The organism is Endozoicomonas sp. SESOKO2 (assembly GCF_024606245.1).
GTDB lineage: Bacteria > Pseudomonadota > Gammaproteobacteria > Pseudomonadales > Endozoicomonadaceae > Endozoicomonas_A.
The window spans coordinates 1-1059 of sequence record NZ_JAHHPQ010000008.1 but is presented as its reverse complement, the minus strand read 5'-3'; the positions used below and the strand labels follow the sequence as shown (position 1 = coordinate 1059).

Genomic DNA, 1059 nt, shown 5'->3' with positions numbered 1-1059 from the left:
TCGCCACCCAGAGAGGCCCTTTCTGCTTTTAGCTGCAAAAACAGTTCAGGTTCCAAATACTCTCGCATGGTGTCCAGGTCATTCTTGTTCCAGGCTTCCTGAAGCTTACGGTAATGGTCTCTGGCACCATTCATGAAAGCACTCAGATTGAAACCTTCTGGCAGATTCATGGGGACATCACTGGTTCCAAAACCGGTTTGAGGCAGGGGTGTTTGGGCCGCCTGACCAAAGTAATCTTCCTGCTGTTCCCTGTTCTGACCAAACAGTTGTCCTAATGAAGAAGGTGTCTGATTCTGCCCTGACTGTTCCGGAGTGAAGTGAGCGTCATTCCCACCATGATGACCGGCTGCCATGGCTTTGGCACGGTTCATACTGCGGAATACCTTAAAGAGTACAAAAGCCAGCAAAGCAATAATCAGAATATCCATCACTTGCAGACCACTGAAGGCACCACCGAACAGAGCTGCGATCAGTCCACCCGCCAGCAGGCCGCCTAACAGTCCACCCAGCAGGCCTTTGCGGGAACTTTGAGCCGCTGTCTGTTTACTGCCCTGTTGAGGAGCTGCAGCCGGCTGTTTTGGAGCGGGAGCCGTATTATAGGAACGTCCAAAGCTCTTGCCCCCTCCAAACTTTTTGGCATCAGCCACCGGCACATTAAAGACGAAGCTGAAGGCCATGATAATGGCCATAAAAGAAGCAAACCTTTTAATCATCAATCTGAGAGTCTCTTGTTTCCAATACCCATGGGCTTTCATCCTATGGAGAGTGAAATTTATTGCAAGCTATTCCATAAAAAAACTGCGTAAATCAATGGAATAAATCAGGCCTCAATTCATTGAGTCCAAGCGGACCTCGCTTTTGTCCTCATAAGTTATATGCCAATCGAGCTGTGTCTCCAGATCGACACTATGGCCCATTTTATGAATCACACTGTCTAATTGGTTGAGCGTCATCTGGTCGCGATAAGGTTGCAGCATTTCAAGTTCTGTTTCCTCTAACACCTCAAAACGATTCAATGCGTCCATCGCAGCTTTAAAGGTCAACTCGTTTATTACAGGA

The 1059-nt window shown here is 47.9% G+C and carries 2 protein-coding genes; both read right to left on the bottom strand.

From position 1 onward, the window contains the following. Positions 1–713 (bottom strand): TIM44-like domain-containing protein (locus KDK17_RS00310; RefSeq protein ID WP_257287083.1); only part of this gene is annotated, 713 nt, incomplete at its 3' end. Between the two features lie 114 nt (positions 714–827). Continuing rightward, positions 828–1059 (bottom strand): hypothetical protein (locus tag KDK17_RS00305; protein WP_257254392.1); only part of this gene is annotated, 232 nt, incomplete at its 5' end.